The sequence below is a fragment of the Paenibacillus sedimenti genome, assembly GCF_014534655.1.
GTDB classification, from domain to species: domain Bacteria; phylum Bacillota; class Bacilli; order Paenibacillales; family NBRC-103111; genus Paenibacillus_E; species Paenibacillus_E sedimenti.
Genome location: NZ_JACVVD010000016.1, coordinates 15,868 through 37,167, shown reverse-complemented (window position 1 = coordinate 37,167; position 21,300 = coordinate 15,868). Strand labels below are relative to the sequence as shown.

Below are 21,300 nucleotides of genomic sequence, written 5' to 3'. Positions count from 1 at the left end.
CCTGGCAGCAACAGTGCAAGCCTGCTTTCGGTATTTTACGGGTTTATGGATGAAAAGGTGGTGAATCACGCTGTGCAGTTTAAAGGACGCACCGTGCTTGCTTTTGTCTTGTTAGCGATGTTTGCAAGCAGCATTTTGACATTAACGATTGTTGACTCCTCGACATTCTGGGGATGGAAGGAGAAGCCGGCGGGCAGCGCCGCAGCCTCTGCCGCCACTTCCTCAGGACTTTCGAGCAAGGATTTGAACAAAATCGCGACGACTTATCAGTTGATCGAGAGCAAGTATTTGACCCAAACCGACCATGATAAGCTGGTCAACGGCGCGATTAACGGCATGCTTGATGCGCTCGAGGATCCGTTCACCGTGTATATGGATCAGAAGGAAGCGAAACAATTCGATGAAAGTATTTCGTCTTCTTTCCAAGGTATTGGCGCTGAGGTTTCGATCGATGAAGGAAAGTTCGTCATTGTATCCCCGATCAAAGGATCGCCGGCTGAGAAAGCGGGCATTCAAGCCAACGATGTGATCGTTTCGGTTAACGGCGATAAGCTGGACGGACTCACGCTCAATCAAGCTGTCATGAAAATCCGCGGCCCCAAAGGAACGCAGGCGAAGCTGGAATTGATCCGACAAGGCGTGAACGATCCGATTCAGGTCATCGTCGTCCGAGATAATATCGATGTGGAAACGGTCTATGCCGAAATGCTCCAGGACCAAATCGGCAAGATTGAGATCCGCCAGTTTTCGGCGTATACGGCAACGCGCTTCGCGGAAGAGCTGAAGAAGCTTGAAGCAAAGGGGATGAAAGGTCTTGTCATCGATGTGCGCAACGATCCGGGCGGTCTGCTCAATGTGGTCGTAGACATCGTCAATCCGTTTGTACAGAGCGGTAAACCGATCGTGCAGGTCGAGAACCGCGATGGGAAGCGGGAGCCGACGCCTTCGACAGGTACAGGCAAGAAATACCCGGTTACTGTTCTGGTGAATAAAGGCAGCGCCAGCGCCTCCGAGATTTTGGCCGGGGCTTTCCAGGAAGCTGTAGGCAGCAAAGTTATTGGGGAAACATCCTACGGGAAAGGAACCGTTCAGGTGACTTTCGAGAAGGAAATGGGCGATGGCAGCAACATTAAGATGACCGTGTACAAGTGGTTAACGCCTAACGGCAATTGGATCCATAAAAAGGGCATCCAACCGGACATTCCGGTCGAGCAGCCGGCCTATTTCAAAGCGGCGCCTCTCTCCAAGAAATCGGTGCTGAAGCAGGATAGCAACAGCGACGATGTGAAGAACTTACAATTGATGCTCAATGGACTTGGTTTCTCAACGGAACGATCGGACGGTTACTTCAACGATAAGACCGCAACAGCGGTGAAGGCGTTCCAGCGTACGAACGGTTTGCCGATGACCGGTGAAGTGGATACGGAAACAGCGAATAAGCTGGAAAGAGCGATCCTGGCGCAAATTCGTGAGCCGAAGAACGATGCGCAATTGAAAGCGGCGGTTCAGGAATTGCAAAAACAGATCGGGAAATAAAGTTGATCAGATGTTGGAAATTCGTCATCAGCGGCAGGAAATAAGCGCTCATGGTCGAAATAGTTTAGGAAGGTTGCAGAGGCAGCCTTCCTATTTCTTTTTCATCAAGGAGCCCCGAATCTATGGATCTGGCGATTCAACTCTTGGAAAGATTGCTGCATGGTGTACTTCAGCTGTTTTTGAATCCTTTTTACTATATAGGCATTTTGTTTATCGTGCTGCAGTACCGGAAGCAAGTGCAATTGGAGCGTAAATTGTTTCACACCAGGCTCCATTCATTGCTGGACGAGACTTGGCGCACGGTGCTTTGGGGCTGGATCGGCGGTCTGAGCGCCTCTGTGGTCATGCTCTTCGTTGGCGTGACTGTGCAAGCGGATGCGGTCATTCTGTTGTGGGCGATTACGGTGGTGCTGTTAATCGTACGTGTGAGATTCTTATGCCTTGCTTATGCGGTTGGAATCTTGGGCATTGCTCATGCGGTTGTCGGGTGGCTGCCGAATGTGTCCGGCTTACAGGAAGCAGTCCCGGTCCTTGACATCGTGGTTAATGCTGATATTCCATCTTTACTGGTGATTGTCGCCATCCTCCATCTATTAGAGGGCTTGCTGGTCGGATTTCAGGGGTCGCGAATGGCGAGTCCGTTATTCCTCGAAGGGAAGCGGGGTAAAATCATCGGCGGCTACCAGCTTCAGGGCTTCTGGCCGGTTCCGCTATTCCTTTTGGTACCGCTGGCCGGAGGTAGTACGCAAGGGATTCCTTGGGGGACGCTGCTTGGCGCTAACCTCGCCTCAGGCTGGACGCTGCTTGCATTCCCGGCGATGATCGGCTTCACCGAGCTGACCGTCTCCAAGCTGCCGCGGAAACAAACGCAGATGAGTTCCCGCCTATTGTACTTATATGGCTTGATTCTGTTCGGGACCGCAATCGCGGCTCACTTCTGGTCACCGCTAATCATCGTAGCTGCCGTGCTGAGCATCGGTTTACATGAAGCTCTCATCGGTTACAATCGTTGGATAGAATCGAAGGAAAGGCCGTTCTTCGTCCACTCACAGCAAGGGCTTATGGTGTTGGCCGTTGTACCTGGCAGTCCGGCGGAGGACTTGGGCATCCAAGCGGGAGAGCTCATCCATAAGGTAAATGGGCACAAAGTGTCAACCAAAACCGATCTCCATGCTGCGATGCAGCTGAATGCTGCTTTTTGTAAGCTGGAAGTACTGAATCATCAGGGTGAAGTACGCTTTCTCCAGCGCGCGATTTTCTCCGGTGAACACCATCAGCTCGGCATTATTTTGGCTCCGGATCAACAAGCGCTTTATTATGTGGAACATAGGCCGCTGCACCTTTTCTCCTTTCTAAGAGGTAAGTTGACCGGGCTCCTATCGAACGACTCGACTAAATCCATGTAAGTCTACTTACGCAAAAAGACCCTGATTCTCTTGGCGAGAGGCAGGGTCTTCATTTCATTTTGCGGCAGAGGCAGGATTCGATTCATTACGCAGAACGATAATTTCAACACGTCGGTTCTTTGCACGGTTTTCATCGCTGTCATTACTGACTTTGGGCATCGTATCAGCATAGGCGGTGGCAATGAATTTATGATCATCAAGGCCGGCCGTATCGCTAAAGTAACGAAGTACGGATAACGACCGGGCAAATGATAAGCCCCAGTTATCTTTGAAAGGGGAGCCTGTTGCCAGAGGGAGGTTGTCCGTATGGCCTTCAATGCTGACTTTGCTGTTCAGAGTAGGAAATAGCGACGCGAGTTTTTGAAGAATCGGGATAGATGCCGCTTTTAAATCCGCTTTACCCAGATCGAACAAGAATAGATCGTTAAGGGTTATCGCAACCCCTCGATCGGTATCGCTTGCTGAAACCTGTGCCTGTATATTTTGATCCGTTATGTAGGCTTGGACTTGCGTTAAGAGGTCTTGAAGTTCTTTTTCACGCTTTTCTTTCTCGCTGTCTTCCGGCTTGCTTTTATCGTGTTCTTCCTTCTGAACGTCTTGATTATGTTGCGTGAATTCTTTATCTTTACTGTCTGCGTCGCCTTGTTTTGGCGTCATTTGGCCGCTGATGCCGTGCCCTTTGTCGAGAACCGAATCTGCTTTCTGGAACTGTAGGTTTAACACCTGCGCGAGGACGGCATACTTTTGGGAATCGATTTTACTCATGGCGTACATGATGATGAAAAATACCAGGAGCAAGGTGATCAAATCGGCGTAGGTGATGAGCCATCTTTCGTGGTTCACATGCTCCTCCTGCTTCTTACCTCTCCTCGCCATCTTCAGCACCTGCCTCTACTTGGTTCTTCGCTGATTTGTCATGAAGGAAGGAGGTCAGTTTTTTCTTGATTAATGCCGGATTTTCACCGGCTTGCAGAGCCAGAATGCCCTCTAACATCAGCTCCATTTCGGACATCATCTCTTTGCCGCGCAGCTTGATTTTACTTGCGATAGGGAGGTAGATCAGATTCGCGCTCATAACTCCGTAGAGTGTTGCAGTGAAAGCAACAGCAATGGCCGGACCCAGTGTTGAAGGGTTTTCCAGGTTGCCCAGAACGTGAATCAGTCCCATGACCGTACCGATGATACCCATAGTGGGGGCATAGCCGCCGCCGGCTTCGAATACTTTAGCCATATGATCAACCTGGTTTTCGACCGCATCCATTTCCAGCTCGAGAATTTGTCTCGTAAGCTCCGGATCCGTTCCGTCAACCACCATCAACAGACCGTCCTTCAGGAAGGGGTTCGGATGTTCTTGAGCGCGCTGCTCCAGAGCAAGTACGCCCTCTCTTCGCGCGACTGTGGCCATGTCGACGATTTCTTCGATGGTCGCAACAGAATCACGTTTTTCCTGTTTGAAGGCAATGCCAAGCGCTTTGGGGATTTTCGCCAAAATGGAACCGGGGAAGCTTACCGCAACTGCTCCGAACGTGCCACCAAACACGATCAGCATAGCACTTGGAATGATCAAGGAGCTGATGTGGCCGCCATCCCACATGTAACCTCCAATTAAACCTGCCAGTCCTAATAGTAATCCCAAGACCGTTGTTAAATCCATAATTGTACCACTCCTAAAAGGTGTTATGAAGATATAGCCGTTTGCAGCAAGATGTAAATAGGCATAATTGTAGATATAGCCGTTCGCATCGAGGGAAATAATCCAGTTTGCATCGACGATGCAAATTGGGTCGAGAATAAATAATCCAGTTTGCATCGACGATGCAAATTGGGTTGAGAATAAATAATCCAGTTTGCATCAAATGTGCAAAAAGGGTATAATGGAAAAACCAGAACAAACATTCTTATAAAAAGGAAATGTTGGAAGTTCTACTTCTTTATCGGAAACTGCAAAACGAATGTTTATAGGATAAAAGTCCGATTTATTTCCATGGTAGGTGATAATTAATGAGTGATATTGTGGTCAGTTCAAAGAAGTTTGAGCTCGTTTCCGAATTTTCCCCGCAAGGCGATCAGCCAAAAGCGATTGAGGAAATTGTCAAAAGCATCGAAGCGGGGAATAGGTACCAGACGCTGCTTGGGGCTACGGGAACGGGGAAAACGTTCACGGCCGCTCAGGTGATCGCAAAGCTAAACCGTCCTACTCTGATCATTGCACATAATAAAACGTTAGCCGCACAGCTGTGCAGCGAATTTAAAGAATTTTTCCCTCATAATGCCGTCTCCTATTTCGTCAGCTACTACGATTATTTCCAGCCAGAAGCCTACATTCCTTCCACTGACACATACATCGAGAAAGACTCCAGCATTAATGAAGAAATTGATAAGCTGCGTCATTCGGCAACCAGTTCGCTGTTCGAACGCCGGGACGTCATCATTGTTGCGAGTGTATCGTGTATTTACGGCTTAGGATCGCCGATGGAGTACGGCTCTCTGCTGCTTTCTTTGCGTGTAGGGATGGAGAAGTCGCGCAATGAGATTTTGCACAGGCTCGTGGATATCCAATACCAGAGGAATGATCTGAACTTTGTGCGCGGTACATTCCGGGTGCGCGGAGATGTCGTTGAGATTTTTCCGGCTTCTCAAGGCGAGCATGCGATCAGAGTTGAGCTGTTTGGCGACGAGATCGAACGGATAACGGAGATCAACGTGCTAACGGGCGAGATTATCGGGGAACGCGAGCATGCCGCCATTTTCCCGGCGTCACATTTCGTGACGCACGAAGATACGATGAAGCGAGCGCTCGTGAATATCGAGCAGGAGCTGGAGGATCGGCTTGCGGAGCTTCGCGGGCAAGGGAAGCTGCTGGAGGCGCAGAGGCTGGAACAACGGACGCGCTACGATATGGAAATGATGCAGGAGATGGGTTTCTGCTCCGGCATTGAGAACTATTCGGGACCATTAACATTCCGTGAACGTGGAGCGACGCCGTACACGCTTATGGACTATTTCCCGAAAGACATGCTGGTTATGGTCGACGAATCCCACGTGACGCTGCCGCAAATTAGGGCCATGTACAATGGCGACCGGGCGAGGAAAGAAGTGCTGGTCGATCATGGTTTCCGTTTACCTTCCGCTCTTGATAACCGACCGCTTCGCTTTGAGGAGTTTGAAGAGAAACTCAGTCAAATTTTATATATTTCAGCAACGCCTGGACCCTATGAGCTTGAACAATGTCCGGAAATGGTTCAACAAATCATTCGTCCGACAGGGCTGCTTGATCCAATTATCGAAGTAAGACCAACCAAGGGTCAGATTGACGATCTTTTGGCAGAAATTCAAGACCGGATTCGCAAAGACGAGCGGGTCCTGGTAACGACGCTAACGAAGAAGATGTCAGAGGATTTAACGGATTACTTTAAAGAAATTGGCGTCAAAGTGCGCTATCTGCACTCCGATATCAAAACGTTCGAACGGATGCAAATTCTGCGTGATCTCCGTCTGGGGACGTTCCACGTTCTTGTGGGGATCAACCTGTTGAGAGAAGGTCTCGACTTGCCGGAAGTGTCGCTTGTCGCCATCTTGGATGCGGATAAAGAAGGTTTCCTGCGTGCGGAGCGTTCGCTGATCCAAACGATCGGCCGTGCGGCGCGTAACGCTGAAGGCCGTGTCATCATGTACGGGGATAAAATCACCGACTCTATGGATAAAGCGATCCGGGAGACGAACCGACGCCGAACCATTCAAGAGGCGTATAACGCGAAGCATGGTATTACGCCGCAAACCATTGCGAAGAAAGTACGCGATGTCATCGAGGCAACGAAGGTGGCGGAGCAGAAGGCGGATTATCTCACCGGGATGAAGGGCGAGAAGATGTCGAAGAAAGATCGCGCTTCGTTAATCGAAAGGTTGGAGGCCGAGATGAAAGAGGCGGCCAAGAACCTGCAGTTCGAGCGAGCCGCAGAGCTTCGTGACGCTATTATGGAAATGAAAGCTGAAGCCTAATTTAGGCTTCAGCTTAATAGATAAAAAGGCTTGGAGAGGAAGGGTATTCGTGTCCAGAGATAATATCGTCATTAAAGGAGCGAGAGCTCATAATCTGAAGAATATCGACGTAACGATTCCACGAGATAAGTTCGTTGTGCTAACGGGGCTGAGCGGCTCGGGCAAGTCATCGCTCGCCTTTGATACGATTTACGCGGAAGGCCAGCGTAGATACGTCGAATCGTTATCTGCCTATGCAAGACAGTTTCTTGGGCAGATGGATAAGCCGGATGTGGATTCCATTGAGGGATTGTCACCGGCGATTTCCATCGACCAAAAGACAACAAGCCGCAATCCGCGTTCCACCGTCGGAACGGTAACGGAAATCTACGACTATTTACGGCTTTTGTTTGCCCGTATCGGACGGCCTCATTGTCCGACGCATGGCATTGAGATTACGTCGCAAACCGTGGAACAAATGGTTGACCGGATCATGGAGTATCCGGAACGTACGAAGCTTCAAATTCTCGCTCCGCTCGTATCCGGGCGCAAAGGTGAACATACAAAGCTGTTTACAGATATTCAGAAGCAAGGATTTGTTCGAGTTCGTGTCAATGGCGAAACCCTTGACCTCTCTGAGAAGATCGAGTTGGATAAAAACAAAAAACATACCATCGATGTCGTCGTTGACCGTATCGTTGTTAAAGACGATGTTCACGCACGCCTTGCCGATTCTTTGGAAACGGCGCTCAAGCTGGCGAACGGGCGCGTCATTGTGGATGTGATCGACCAGGAAGAACTGATGTTCAGCCAGAATTTGGCTTGTCCGGAATGCGGCTTTAGCATTGAAGAGCTCGCTCCAAGAATGTTCTCCTTCAATAGTCCGTTCGGAGCATGTCCCGAATGCGACGGTCTTGGCAGCCAAATGATCATTGACCCGGATCTGCTTGTACCGAATAATAAGCTCAGCATTGAAGAGGGAGCATTTGAAGCCTGGGCGGGCAGCACTTCGAACTATTACCCGCAATATTTAGCGGCAGTATGCGAACATTACGGTATTCCGCGCGATATGCCGGTTGCAGAACTGACGAATGATCAGATGAAAGTGATTTTGTACGGAACAGGCGGAGAAAAAATTCGTTTCCGTTACGAGAACGATATGGGAGCGACGAAGGAAGCGCTGGTTCCCTTCGAAGGCATTATTCGCAACCTGGAGCGCAGATTTAAAGATACGTTCTCCGAAGGCATTCGCGAGCACATTCAGAGCTATATGAGCACTAAACCTTGTCCGAAGTGCAAAGGACAGCGTCTGAAGCCGGAAACGCTTGCCGTAACCATTAACGGCAAGAACATTGCCCATGCCACTTCACTGTCCATCGGTGAGGCTGAGGAATGGTTCCGGAATCTCGTGCTAACCGACAAAGAGCTGACGATCTCTAATCTTATTCTTAAGGAAATTAGAGCCCGTCTTGGCTTCCTGGTTAACGTCGGATTAGACTATTTAACGATGCATCGGGCAGCAGGTACGTTATCCGGCGGAGAAGCGCAACGGATTCGTTTGGCTACGCAGATCGGATCGAGTCTGATGGGTGTTCTGTACATTTTGGACGAGCCGAGCATTGGACTGCATCAGCGTGACAATACGAGATTGATTCAAACGCTCGAGCACATGCGGAATCTCGGCAACACCTTAATTGTAGTAGAACATGACGAGGACACGATGATGGCTGCCGATTATATTATCGACATCGGACCTGGAGCGGGTATTCACGGCGGCCAAGTGATTGCTCAAGGTACGCCCAAGGAGTTAATGGAAGACCCGAATTCATTGACCGGACAGTATCTCAGCGGCAAAAAGTTCATTCCTATTCCTTCCGCCAGACGCAAGCCGAACGGTAAGTGGATCGAGGTGAAGGGAGCCAAGGAAAACAATCTTCGCAACGTTTCGGCGAAAGTGCCGCTTGGCGTATTCACATGCGTGACAGGCGTTTCCGGTTCCGGTAAAAGCACGCTGATCAATGAAATTCTGTTCAAAACGCTGGCACGCGATCTGAACGGGGCCAAGGTTCGTCCTGGTGAGCATAAAGAGATCAACGGGTTGGAGCATGTTGACAAAGTGATCGATATCGACCAATCGCCAATCGGTCGTACGCCTCGTTCTAACCCGGCGACGTATACCGGGGTGTTCGACGATATCCGTGACGTCTACGCGAACACGAATGAAGCCAAGGTTCGCGGCTACAAGAAAGGCCGCTTCAGTTTTAACGTGAAGGGCGGACGCTGTGAAGCCTGCAGCGGAGACGGCATTATCAAAATTGAGATGCACTTCTTGCCCGATGTTTACGTACCTTGCGAAGTATGCAAAGGCAAGCGTTATAACCGGGAGACGTTGGAAGTAAAATACAAAGGCAAGAGCATTTCTGAAGTGTTGGAGATGACGATTGAAGACGGCTGCGAGTTCTTCAAGAACTTGCCCCGCATTCATCGGAAATTGACAACATTGCTCGATGTAGGGCTGGGCTACATGACTCTCGGCCAGCCGGCAACGACGCTATCCGGCGGCGAAGCCCAGCGCGTGAAGCTTGCGGCGGAGCTGTACCGCCGCAGTACGGGCAAGACGATCTATATCCTTGATGAGCCCACCACGGGGCTCCACATCCACGATATCGATCGTCTGCTGAAGGTACTTCACCGTCTCGTCGAGAACGGTGAGACCGTACTGGTCATCGAGCATAACCTCGATGTCATCAAGACGGCGGACCACCTTATCGATCTGGGGCCGGAGGGCGGCACCCGCGGCGGACAGATCGTCGCTTCCGGTACGCCGGAAGATGTCGTGAAAGTGGCCGGTTCGTACACCGGACAGTACTTGAAACCGGTCCTCGAGCGGGATCGTGAGCGATCGGAGAATTATGCCAAACGTCTTGAAGTATTAGAAGACGCGGTGGGTTAATCGCGTAAAAGCTTGGACATACGAGGCAGAAATGCCTCGTTGTCCAAGCTTTTTATTCAATTAGAGCACTGAATCTGGATTTTGTTAAGATTTAACTGAATCATACAAGCTTCGACATTTTTACCCTCTATCCCCTTTGGGCGATCAACCCTATAATAAATATATAAGATAATAGCGATAGAGAGAAAATTAAATAGGGTACGGAGGATTTCAGATGAAACCGACTTTAGAATTACAAGATATCATTGCAGCGTTAGGTATTGACGCAAATCGCTATCAAGCCTGGCAGCAAAAAGAACTGCAAGCCGCTAAAGAAAGTATGATCAAGGATGAGACGATAGAGTCTACTTTATTGTATGAACTTGTTGTTTAAATAAGAGATTTGTTGATGAAGCAAGCTCTGTGATTCCATTTCGGGATTGCAGAGCTTGTTTTTTTACCGCACATTGTCTGGGTATGGCGTGAACCTCGGGCTAAACCTGGCAAGTAGAAGTAAATAGATCATATTTTCAGCATATAGTGCCTGATTTTTTAGAATATCTCTTTTGAAAGATAAATGAGCTGCAAAAGCTGCTGTTAATTCAGCCATCTAAGAGGATTTTTTCAAATTACAGCTCAAATACCGGCACAAAAAGCAGGTAAATGGATAATTAGATCAGTTTGGCGAAAATTAACAGCATGGAATGCTGTTTGTTTATTACCTAATAGGCCGAGGGTTGCTTTTTTATAGACAAAGGTAGAAAAATCTATTACAATTAAATGAAAATGAATATCATTATCAATTAAAACGATGAAACTATATGAGAAAACCTCTATCGAGGCCATTCAATGAAGTGCGACCGCGTTTAGAGGTAGGTTTTATCGCCAATAAGAAAGCGGTTATCGGGAGCCGAAAACTTATACTTTCCTATGTCGTAAAAAAGCCGCACGGAGTAATCTCCATACGGCTTGGTATACAATTGTAATTATGAAGCATCAGCCATAATCTGTGTAAGCTTCTCTTGGAATGCGCCAGCGCCTACGCGGTTGAAGAACTCGTTGAAGGACTCTCCATTATTGCGGTTCTCTTTAAAGAAGTGAATCAGTTGAGCCAAGACAGGTCCGACGTTGTCGCCTTTAACACGACCTTTAAGTGTCGTATTAAATTGAGCGCCAGGTCCAAGGATACCGCCAACAGCAATGTCGAAAGCGTCAACCATACCCTCAGGGGTCTTGATCAAAGCGCCTTGCAGACCGATGTCCGCAATATGCTTTTGACCGCAAGCGTTCGGGCAGCCGATGAAGTGGATACGCACTTCTTCATCAAGTTGAACGTGCTCATCGAGGTACTCCGCTACGCTGACAGCGCGAGCTTTTGTCTCAACGACAGCAAGGTTACAGAACTCGTTACCTGTACAGGATACTGTACGGCTCATGAAATGCTTAGGGTTTGGCGTCAAACGCTCAAATACTTGCTCTTTCAGCACTTCATCGATTTTCTCGTTCGGAATGTCGGAGACAATCAAATTTTGTGATACGGTAGCACGTAAGGTGCCTTTGCCGTATTGGTCGGAAATACGGGCAAGGTCGAAAAGTTCGTCTGCTGTAATACGGCCAACCGGCAAGCTAAGACCGATATAGCTCAGTCCTTCTTGCTTTTGCGGATGAACGCCATCGAAGTATGCTGCTTGCCAGCCAACCGTTTTGTCGTCGCCTTTGGTAGGCATTTCGCCGATCACTTTTATAACTTCCTCACGGAACTTCTCAACGCCCCAGTCCGCTACGAGGAATTTTAAACGTGCATGGTGACGTTTTTCACGGTAACCGTGATCACGGTAAACCGTTGTTACACCGACAGCCACTTTCAATACTTCTTCAGGTGTCACGAACATATCCATTTGTTTAGCCAAGTGAGGTTTCGCAGAGAGACCGCCGCCTACCCATACGTGGAAACCGATCACTTCTTGTCCATCAATGACTTTAGTAGCCGGCGTGAAAGCCAAGCATTGGATCTCAGCATGGCCGGAGTTATAAATGTTCGAAGAGATGGACATTTTATACTTACGAGGCAGGTTTGAGAAATCGCGGTTCATCAAGAAGAAATCGTTCACTTGATTAACCAGATCTTTGGTATCGATCAGTTCGTCCTTATCGATGTCAGCCAGCGGGTTACCAACGATCGTACGCGGGCAGTCTCCACATGCTTCATAAGAGTACAAGCCCACTTTTTCAAGTCGGTTAAAAATATCCGGCAAGTCTTCAACGCGCAGCCAGTGAAATTGAATTGCCTGACGCGTCGTAACGTCCACGAGATCGCGGCCGTATTGTTTAGCAATCGCAGCCATTTCTCTAGCTTGATCGCTGGTCATAACGCCGGAGTTGATGCGAACGCGCATCATGAAATGTCCGTCTTTCGGTTTTTGCTCGTAAACGCCTGCCCATTTGAAACGATTCATATCGTCTTCTGGAATGGAGTCATAGCCTTTATGCGCATACTCTTCAATAATCGTACGGATAACATCGAGGCCGTCTTTTTCTAGCTTCCACAATTCCATTTTGTTTAATTTAGATGGGTCCTGGTTCCATATCGGTTCGTAAGCCACGTTGTAAGATCCTCCTTAGAGTGTTCGCATTTTTCGCCAGACAAACTGGCATTGAAAGCATAAGCTTATTTGAAAAAGCCATAGCGGCATGCCAAATTAATTCCGACATCTTTAGTAAGAATGTATTTAGATCGTACCATACTTAGCGTGAGAGGTAAACGTAATTGGATCTTAAATGGTATAAGCTTTTGTTATACAAATCGTTTAAATGTGTTATATTGTCGGTAGGAAGTGGCGATTCTATACAAAAGGTGACAAACTTGTTACACATGGCTGGAATCACTTGCATCTAGTGCCCATTCAAGCTAACATAGAAGTAAAATAGCAGGACGTGTGCCTTGCACCGAGTTACGATGAGGAGGATTCACAATGTTATTAGCAGCTGAAGCGGCAGCAACAACAAGTACATACAGCGGTTTTGATATTTATGTACTGATCTTCACGGTTGTAATTGCAATTGCTTTCATTAAGCAATTAATCTCACCGAAAAGAAATCTATTTGCTCTTGGATTCGCGGGAGTCTCTTTGATCGTTTTCGGCATCATGGATGTCGTCATGATTAGAGGCTGGTAATCACGAATTGAATTATGAAACAGTTAAAAGCCCGCAGAGCTGATCGAGAGATCAGCCCATGCGGGCTTTTTGGCATGATTATGCGCTTATACCCACCACATTTCACCAAGAGGTTCCTTGATGAGAACTTGTTGCAGGTTTTGAACGGCTTTGGAGAAGCCTTCTTCTACGGACATGAGGCCGTCTTCGTGCTCGATGCTCACGACATAGTCGTAACCGACAAGACGCAGCGCGCTGATGATGTCAGCCCATGTTTTGAGATCGTGGCCGTAGCCGACAGAGCGGAACTGCCATGCGCGGTCTAGCATGTTGGAGTAGGATTGCATATCGGTTACACCGTAACGGTTGACGTTGATCGGATCAACGGTCGTATCTTTGGCATGGAAATGATGAATCGCACCGGCACGACCTAGAATGTGTACAGCTTGTACCGGATCGATACCTTGCCACCACATGTGGCTTGGGTCGAGGTTTGCACCAATCACATCGCCGACAGCTTCGCGCAGACGAAGGAGGGTAGCCGGAGTATGTACGGAGAAACCGCCGTGCAGCTCAAGACCGATTTTGATACCGCGGTCTGAAGCGTATTTTCCGGTTTCAGTCCAGTATGGGATCACTTTGTTCTTCCATTGCCAGTCCAGAATCTCTTGGAAATCGTTTGGCCAAGGCGCAACCGGCCAATTCGGATACTTCGCATCCTCATGGTCGCCAGGGCAGCCGGAGAATGTGTTGATCACAGGCACTTCTAAGCGCTGTGCCAGGTCAATCGTTTGTATAATCGCGTCATGAAATTCTTTGGCGATATGCTTTTGCGGGTGAAGAGGGTTACCGTGAACGCTTAGCGCACTGATCGTCAAACCGCGGGATTCGACAGCTTGTTTAAAAGCTTTGAGCTTGCCTGCGTCGGCAAGCAGCTCTTCCGGTTTGCAATGCGCCGTACCCGGATAGCCTCCTGTGCCGATTTCTACAGCATCCAAACCTTTGGCAGCAATATAATCGAGTGCTTCCTCAAAAGATTTACCGCCAAAAAGAACCATAAAAACGCCTAACTTCATTACGTACACCTCCAGATTTAGGTAAAAGAACCATTACAAATTATAACATTGTAATCAGTTAAAATGAAGCAAGCCCTTATAAATGCGAAGCACGGTTTCATAATTGGAACTGTAGATAATGACAGAAACTGTAACGAGCGCTTGGGTGACGAAGCAGCGGAAATAGAAATAGGTTTTGGACACCTTTTTCTTGTTCACCGTCGTAATTTTAAGCAAATTTTCAACAGCCAGAATAATGCCGTGGTACAAGCCGTAGAAGAAGTAAAGCCATGTAAACCCGTGCCATAAACCGATGAGCACCATGATCAGAATAGAAAGTCCGGAAGCGACCCAGCGCGTTGGAACGGAACGAGAGAAGAACATGAAGATATGATCCCGGAAAAAGTCGCCGAGCGTGGCATGCCAATTCCGCCAAAATTGCGTCATGGAGGGCGATAGGAAAGGACGCTTGAAGTTTTCGGGCATCGTATACCCCATCAGGCGGCCGAAGCCGATTGCCATATCGGAGTAACCGGAAAAATCGAAGTAAATAAGTGCGTAAAACCAAATAAGCAAAAACAACGATTCGTGCGTATGCAGTTCTTGCTGCTTCAATACATGATCAAAGATACCGGTCATCCAGGTGACGACGACGATTTTTTTGAACATCCCTAGAATTATCCGTTTCACGCTGTCTTCAAATAGGGCTGAATCGACCGAATAGGGCTTTTTGCTGTCCGCCATAAAGTCACGGAATTTCAAAATCGGTCCCGAGGTGAACGTCGGGATGAACAGAATATAGTTCGCATAATCAATCGCCGGGACTTGGCCGTCTTTGCCGAAGAAATAAGCGAAATAATACGCATCGATTACTTTTAGGACGTTATAAATAAGGCCCAAGTAGATAATGGCGTCGAACAGCGGATTATGGAAAATATCCATAACAAATAGCCGAACCCCGATGAATACACCGATAATATTGGCAGCAATCGCAAAGATAAACGCAGCCTTCCGCCATACCGTCGTCCGGCATAAGTAAACAAAGCCGCCATAGTTAACCACCGTATAGACAGCATAGAACAGACAAAGCTTCGTGCTGAACAGCAGTAAAAAGCAAAGGCTGAAGATGATCATTAAAATGCGCTTATTTCCTGCCCACTTCCGTGTAAGCATCAGAACGGCGACCATACCCGCCATAGCGATAATCGCGTTCATATTCATATAAAACATAGATATAGAACTCCTCGCTTCAAAAGCTTGCGCTACTAACCACGTTTACGCCGATAAAATCTAGAATTTCTCGTAGATGAACAAGCCCTTGCCAGTGAAATAGACGAAAACCAGGTACAGCATGACGAGATAGACTAAGATTTCGATGGTTTTGCGAATGACTTTAACCATGCGTCAACCTCCTTGGTAAACAGTGGAGCGCCTTCTTCCCGGTTCAAGTGTACAAGATCATGGAAGTAACGCGGGTCATAGGTATGCATCAGATCTAGGGTAGGGATGTTCGCAGCCTGCAGCAGACGATTGACCTCCTGCTTGAGCGGAGCGACATAAGGCGGATCTGCATAGGCTTTGTTATACGGCATCCAGATAACGCGAATCGGAAGCTGATGCTCACTCGCATAGGAGATGACCCATTGAAGCGCATCGAGATTCGCCTGAAAATCTTTGAGTGTCATGGAACCGAAGCGCTTGTCGTAGTCGGCCCACTTGCTTTTCAAAAAGGCATCGTCTTTACGCCCGGGGTACAGCTCTTTATCAATCCAACGCGGCTCGTAGGCAAGACTGCCTTTCCACAGATTTTTGGCAAACTCTTGACCGGAGTCGCGAAAATAATCGCGGTATGTGTAGACGTACGGCTGATACCACGGCTTAAACCATTGATAAGTGGGGTCGGTTTCCAGGCTGTCGATCATCGTATGGACGTCGATACCAACAACAAGGTCGTCCCGTACCTGATATAGATTTCGCTGTAAAATTTCCTTTAAATCAGTCAACTTGCCGTAAGAAAGACCCATCTCGACCAGGCGAGCTTCCGACTTTTCCTCGATATAAGCGCCGGTAACGGCCGAATTACCGAAGAAAACCGGTCCCGATTGGGACCAGTTGTGATGGTAGAGCGTTTTGGTAAAATCATTTTTGTAAAAACGGCGCGAGCTGACCATCGGGTTCCACCATGCAATCAGCATGTCGGAAACGACGAGGGCTGCGAGCAAGCCGAGAACGAAACTATTTTTCTTGAGAAAGGTTGCGGCTTTCATTACAGCGCCTTCTCCTGCCACGCATGGTACTGCTCGCGGAACGCTTTCGGCCATTGCTGCTCGTCCAAGCCGTACTGCGCTAAGAACGCGAATGCCCAGCGCTCGATGCCAAAGCCGACGCAGCCGGTCACGGCGTTGCGTTTGCCCATTTTGATGTTAAAGGCATTGCCGAACGTATTGCTGTGGAAGTTCACAGAGCTGCAAGCGATGGACTTTTTCACATGAGGAATCGTCAGGCGCAACTCATATTTCATCTCTTGATTGCGTTGGAAAGAGGCTTTTACTTGGAAATCGTTCGTGAAGAACGGATCGTTGGCGATCTCCATCATGCTGTCGACATTCCATTCAACAGCCAGCTCTTTCAAATATTCAATGGATTTCAATCGATTTTCTTTCACGAAATCGGGTTTGCCGACAAAAATGATTTCACGCATCGAGAAGTCGAGCAAGCGGCCGAAATCGCTGTGGTTTTTGGATTCGAAGCGGTGGCACTTGGCGATGGCCGTTACAACAATGCCTTCACCTTCAAGTGTTTCATCCTGTAACCCCTCGTAGCAGTGATAGCATGTGGATGGGTTCATGGTGAAACTTGGCTTCGGCATGTTACGGTCAAGCTCAAGAGTATGATCTTTATTCCAGCCGCCGGCTTCGCGAATGGATTGGGAGAATGACTCAATCACATCCAAATCCTCGCGCAGGTGCGTCAGGAAATGAATATGTTCAGGGAACGAAGTAAAGTGATTCGTTTTGTTTAGCGTTTCAGCGTGAATCACCGCAGGGTAGTGTTCCTCTTGCATGCCCTCGAATCGCTTGGCGATTTTCGTAACAAAAGAATAGTCGAAGAAACGCATGAGGCTGGAGAAAGGCTCACGGAAAATAAAGAGACCGGGTTCCAGTATTTTAATGGCTTTACGCTCTACCAATTCAGCAATAATGTCACCCTCGTAAGGAGTATCGACTTTATGCTCGAACAGAATGTTTTCTTTGAAGCCGAAATCACCTTTGGAAAAACGCTCAACGAGGCGGCCTACACGTTCGATAATGGCTTCGTTGCCGTTAGGCGAGTTGTGCTTAATATGGAGATGTCCGTCAGCGATATAAATATCTTCAATATGCTCATCGACGAAGGCAGAGGCATATTTGACTTGCCCATGCTGACTTTCAGCCAGCTGTTCTAAAGAAATTTTACATTCCATGATTCGTTACCTTCCTGTCTTCTTGGAAATAAAATCGGCAATCTCGCGTATGGTGTTCATTGAGTAAAGCATTAAATCTTGGTTCGTTACTTGGATGCCGTATGTTTTTTCAATGTGGGCGATGAGCGCTGCAGCGCCGATCGAGTCGATAAAGCCGTAATCAAAAAGGTGGACGTCTACGCCGAAATCGTCGTCGTCTGCTTCAATTTCATAACGCTCACGAATATGCTCCTCTAGCTGGGTTACAAGTTCTTCATTGGACATGTTGCTAAGCCTCCTGATTCATAGGGTAGTTAAAGAAAATGAAGGCGGAAATCAAGGTGTTTGCGCCTTCGAGATGGTAAGCTGTATGGAATCCCCATAACGGGTTATGGTATAAGTGCGTGCTGCAGCGTCGTGCTTAACTTTAAGATCATCTGAGCCAGTGAAGCTTAGCTCATCAGGACTATAAAGTTTGAACTGCTGTAAGCCGGCTGATTTCAGCTCCAAGGTATAGCCGCTACCTTTTGGAGACAAGGTGAACGGTACGTTGGAACGAATAAGATGGAAATTTTCTTTGCCGGGCTGAATGCTGATGGCTGTCGGCTTAGAAAGGCCAATATACAGTCGATTTTCTTGAGTTGTATAGATATCGGAATCGCTTTGCAGGGAGAACTGGACCAGCTTCTCGCCTTTATCAATAACGACGCCGAGTGTATCCTTGTAATCGCCCGCCAAGCCAGGCACCTTCGTCGTATCAGGCGTTAATGTGGCATGCCAATGCGGGCTGCCGCCGGCAAGGCGATCCTTGAGCTTGTCCAATAAATAGGATGCCCAGGATTGACTGATGATGACGTCGCCTTTCATCGCAGTCAAGAAGGACTGGGCCATCTGGGTTTCTGACATAAAGTTATAATCATGATTAGTGCGAAGTTTATTAAAGTAATCGGCAAATTCGGTTAAATAGGCGATCTTCGCGGGTACGGGAAAATGGTACTCGATATGCTCGAAATAATCAATCGGCATATCCAATTTAACCATCGATTCGAAAATATCGGTCGTTGCGTAATCCCCGGTCCGCAATACCGGCGTCGGGGTATGAATGAGCATGGTCGCGTCTGTCTGACCGTTCTGGTCCTGAAGCAGGAACGGCAGCGACCAGATCCCATCCGGACGAGCGATGACCGGCGAATCCGACGGCAAAAATCCGAAGTTAAACCACAGGCTTTGCTGCTGCTCGCTGCGTAGCGTTTGCTGCCGGTCCTCGTTATTGATGCGCCAGGTATGCTGATTCGCTCCCGGATGCATCCACGGGATGCCGAGTTTATCGAAGGCTCGCTTGTGCAGCGCTACTTCCGTACGTTCTTGCTCGGTGCTTTTGAAGTTATGGACAAACACGTGCGGGCCTAGATCCAGGTGATTGGCTTTCGCGTATTGAATGAACTCGTTCAGCTGAGACTGATAAGGAAACTGCGGATCGTCGATCGAAACGGGAGACCCGAATTCGATACCGCCGACGATCAGATCATCCGCTCCGTCGTGATTGAGATCAAGCCACAACGGAACGGAGTAGTGGCCGGCCACCAAGGCGTGGTTGCCGACTTGGTTGCGGGTCGCCCCCGTAAGCGGACCTGCATCGGACCAAGCGCCGTTGGTCTCTTGGAGGAACACCTGCAGGTCACCGTCGCTGCCGCCGACCACGATGTCCGGTCGGCCGTCGCCGTTCATGTCACGTACCGCTGGTGCGGCGTGCGTGCCCTTGTTCGGCAGCGCGAAGAGTGCGCTGCCGGCTTGTAGGTCAAGGGCCGCTGCGCCGCGGCCCTTATACAAGTGCACGCGTCCATCGGCTGCGCCCAGGACGAGGTCGAGCTTGCCGTCGCCATCCACATCGGCGACGGCTGCCGCTGCAGGCCCCCCGGGCATCTGCAGCGGCTTCCCGCCCGCGCGCACGGCTGCGGGCGGGCCGAACCTGCCGCTAGCGAGCTGCGGCAGCTGCAACACCGCGCCGGACTCGTCCGAGACGACGAGGTCCGGGCGCCCGTCCCCGTTCACGTCTGCCGCGTGAACGGTGGTGTAGGGCCTGAGCTGGAGCGGCTTGCCCGACTCCAGCAGCAGCTTCTCCGGCGCGCCGAACGTGTCCGGCAGCGCCTTGCCCTCAGGCGGCGGCTCGCTCGCGTAGGCCGCCGCCTCAGTCCCTTGATTCGTGTAGACGTACACGAATCCGTCCGCGCTGCCGGCCAGCAGATCGATGCGGCCGTCGCCGTTCAGATCCGCCGCGGCCGGGTACGCGCGGTAGGGCAGCTCGATCGCGCTCGACAGATCGCGATATTGCGGGAACAAGGCTTGGCGCAATGGCTTGCCGCCAGCCATCACATGCAGCCCGCTCGCGTAGCCCGAGCCCGGCAGCTCTCCGGCGAACTTCGGCTCCGCGTTCGTCCCGGTATTGAGCTGCACGGTTACGCTCTCGCGCCATTGCCCCCAATAGAAGGCATTGCGCACAAGCGTGAACGATGGGATTTCGTCATACTTTTTCAGCAGCTCCGCCCATGCGATGCCGTCTTTTTGCTGGAAGGCGGGCATCGCCTCGAAGTGGTTCTGGAACGCCATCGCAGGACGTCCATAGGGGCCCAGTATCTTTTTGATACTGTAACCTAGTGTTTCCTTCGAAACATAAGCAAGCAGCTCACTGCGGTATTGCATATTTGCAGCCGCAAAGGCGAAATGAAAATAGGGCTCAAGCGGCAAAGCCCTTCTATAGAAGTAAGTCGTTCCGGCTGCGGGCTTGCTCTGTGCGTCGTACTTTTGTGCAAGCTGACTGAAGCCTTGATTCGGGTCCATTCCGCTCTGCATATCGTAACCCGTCGGGAAGTAACGGTTCGGCAGGAAATTGCTGCTGATCAGCACCGCACCTGCGCCAACGCGATTCACCACGGAGAGTGAAACCTGATCCAAGGTCACGATCGATTGGGCTGAGGAAGGGATGAAACCGTAGCCCCAATTCAAGCCCGGAAGGCTATCCAATGTATTGTGTTTAAAATAGCTTTGGCTAAATAACTGGAAAACTTGCTGAATGCCTTGCAGATTATAAGGAACTTGCGGATAAGCGAAATTCGGCGTTCCAGCATTCAAGCTAGGTGTAGTTACGTTATGGTCCTTGGTTGTCTTTAAATCAACCACTTGCCCAGCACCCAGAAATTCTGGCGGGAAGCTGGCAGCGAACCCGTTTTCTAATAATAAATACCCGCCATGTTCTACATACTTCATTAATTTGGCGGATTGCTCGGACCAACGCGGATCTTGCACAAGATTAGGATCCAGGTAGATAGCGTCGTACCGGCCCAGCTTGTTCGCTGTTAGGGTATGCAGATCTTGCCGTTCAAGCTGAACGCCGGCCTGCAGGGTTTGCTGGAAATTTCCGTAGGCTGCCGAATCGTAGGCGTCTTCGCTCGTTGCATAAAGGAGCCTAATTTCGTCAACTCTGGTAACGAAGAAGAGCATGGAAAAGAAAATGATCACGCTTAGGGCTATGACAATAAGCAGCTGGTGAAAACGAAATTTCGACAAAACCAAGAGATATCCCTCAATTGCTAAAATGGTTACTATCCTCGCCATTATAGCATTTATAAGGGGGTTTGTTAACTTTAAGCCGGAGACTACACTTCACTATTTCCTTCTAATTCCCTCATAAAGCGACATCAGGCTCCGAAGTCTGCTGCCATACTTTGCGCTGACCCTGACCTAGCTTCCGTCCTATCCTTTCTGTTACACTAAGGAGAAGACTTGAGAAACTTAAGGA

Annotated in this window: 15 protein-coding genes; 6 read left to right on the top strand and 9 right to left on the bottom strand. The window is 49.2% G+C overall.

The window, feature by feature from the left end:
- The first annotated feature begins 72 nt into the window (after window positions 1-72).
- Both ICC18_RS29075 and ICC18_RS29070 read left to right on the top strand, forming a co-directional pair.
- Window positions 73-1,536 carry a S41 family peptidase gene (locus ICC18_RS29075; RefSeq protein WP_188177976.1) on the top strand — a complete coding sequence of 488 codons (1,464 nt, stop codon included), beginning with the start codon at window positions 73-75 and terminating at the stop codon, window positions 1,534-1,536.
- Window positions 1,537-1,658: 122 nt separating this feature from the next.
- Window positions 1,659-2,942 (top strand): PDZ domain-containing protein, encoded by a 1,284-nt coding sequence (locus ICC18_RS29070; RefSeq protein WP_188177922.1) that lies wholly within the window; start codon window positions 1,659-1,661, stop codon window positions 2,940-2,942.
- A 54-nt stretch (window positions 2,943-2,996) separates the two neighbouring features.
- Here ICC18_RS29070 and ICC18_RS29065 read toward each other — a convergent pair whose 3' ends face one another.
- Together ICC18_RS29065 and ICC18_RS29060 are read right to left on the bottom strand one after the other, a co-directional pair.
- On the bottom strand, window positions 2,997-3,785 hold the full coding sequence (locus tag ICC18_RS29065; protein ID WP_312029624.1) for a flagellar motor protein MotB: 789 nt from the start codon (window positions 3,783-3,785) through the stop codon (window positions 2,997-2,999).
- 16 nt (window positions 3,786-3,801) lie between these two features.
- Window positions 3,802-4,596: a flagellar motor protein gene (locus tag ICC18_RS29060; protein WP_188177920.1), complete on the bottom strand. Its 795-nt coding sequence runs from the start codon at window positions 4,594-4,596 to the stop codon at window positions 3,802-3,804.
- Between the two features lie 347 nt (window positions 4,597-4,943).
- Between ICC18_RS29060 and uvrB the strand changes: the two genes are divergently transcribed.
- From uvrB to ICC18_RS29045, 3 genes are all read left to right on the top strand, one after another.
- Window positions 4,944-6,941, top strand: coding sequence for an excinuclease ABC subunit UvrB (uvrB, locus tag ICC18_RS29055; RefSeq protein WP_188177919.1), 1,998 nt, complete (start codon window positions 4,944-4,946; stop codon window positions 6,939-6,941).
- Window positions 6,942-6,990: 49 nt separating this feature from the next.
- Window positions 6,991-9,873 (top strand): excinuclease ABC subunit UvrA, encoded by a 2,883-nt coding sequence (uvrA, locus tag ICC18_RS29050; RefSeq protein ID WP_188177918.1) that lies wholly within the window; start codon window positions 6,991-6,993, stop codon window positions 9,871-9,873.
- Between the two features lie 214 nt (window positions 9,874-10,087).
- On the top strand, window positions 10,088-10,246 hold the full coding sequence (locus ICC18_RS29045) for a hypothetical protein (RefSeq protein ID WP_188177917.1): 159 nt from the start codon (window positions 10,088-10,090) through the stop codon (window positions 10,244-10,246).
- A 592-nt stretch (window positions 10,247-10,838) separates the two neighbouring features.
- Here ICC18_RS29045 and ICC18_RS29040 read toward each other — a convergent pair.
- Window positions 10,839-12,455, bottom strand: coding sequence for a nitrite/sulfite reductase (locus ICC18_RS29040; RefSeq protein ID WP_188177916.1), 1,617 nt, complete (start codon window positions 12,453-12,455; stop codon window positions 10,839-10,841).
- Between the two features lie 369 nt (window positions 12,456-12,824).
- Between ICC18_RS29040 and ICC18_RS29035 the strand changes: the two genes are divergently transcribed.
- Window positions 12,825-13,028, top strand: coding sequence for a hypothetical protein (locus tag ICC18_RS29035; protein WP_188177915.1), 204 nt, complete (start codon window positions 12,825-12,827; stop codon window positions 13,026-13,028).
- An 86-nt stretch (window positions 13,029-13,114) separates the two neighbouring features.
- On the opposite strand, the gene ICC18_RS29030 is transcribed toward ICC18_RS29035, so the two are convergent.
- From ICC18_RS29030 to ICC18_RS29005, 6 genes are all read right to left on the bottom strand, one after another.
- Window positions 13,115-14,083 carry a sugar phosphate isomerase/epimerase family protein gene (locus ICC18_RS29030; protein ID WP_188177914.1) on the bottom strand — a complete coding sequence of 323 codons (969 nt, stop codon included), beginning with the start codon at window positions 14,081-14,083 and terminating at the stop codon, window positions 13,115-13,117.
- Window positions 14,084-14,137: 54 nt separating this feature from the next.
- Window positions 14,138-15,292 (bottom strand): MBOAT family O-acyltransferase, encoded by a 1,155-nt coding sequence (locus tag ICC18_RS29025; RefSeq protein WP_188177913.1) that lies wholly within the window; start codon window positions 15,290-15,292, stop codon window positions 14,138-14,140.
- Window positions 15,293-15,426: 134 nt separating this feature from the next.
- Window positions 15,427-16,329, bottom strand: a complete 903-nt coding sequence (locus ICC18_RS29020; RefSeq protein WP_188177912.1) for a hypothetical protein — start codon at window positions 16,327-16,329, stop codon at window positions 15,427-15,429.
- Window positions 16,329-17,525 (bottom strand): hypothetical protein, encoded by a 1,197-nt coding sequence (locus tag ICC18_RS29015; protein WP_188177911.1) that lies wholly within the window; start codon window positions 17,523-17,525, stop codon window positions 16,329-16,331. The genes ICC18_RS29020 and ICC18_RS29015 overlap by 1 nt, the downstream gene beginning before the upstream one ends.
- A gap of 6 nt (window positions 17,526-17,531) precedes the next feature.
- Window positions 17,532-17,789 (bottom strand): acyl carrier protein, encoded by a 258-nt coding sequence (locus tag ICC18_RS29010; RefSeq protein WP_188177910.1) that lies wholly within the window; start codon window positions 17,787-17,789, stop codon window positions 17,532-17,534.
- A 51-nt stretch (window positions 17,790-17,840) separates the two neighbouring features.
- Window positions 17,841-21,068: an FG-GAP repeat domain-containing protein gene (locus ICC18_RS29005; protein ID WP_223192972.1), complete on the bottom strand. Its 3,228-nt coding sequence runs from the start codon at window positions 21,066-21,068 to the stop codon at window positions 17,841-17,843.
- Window positions 21,069-21,300 lie beyond the last annotated feature (232 nt).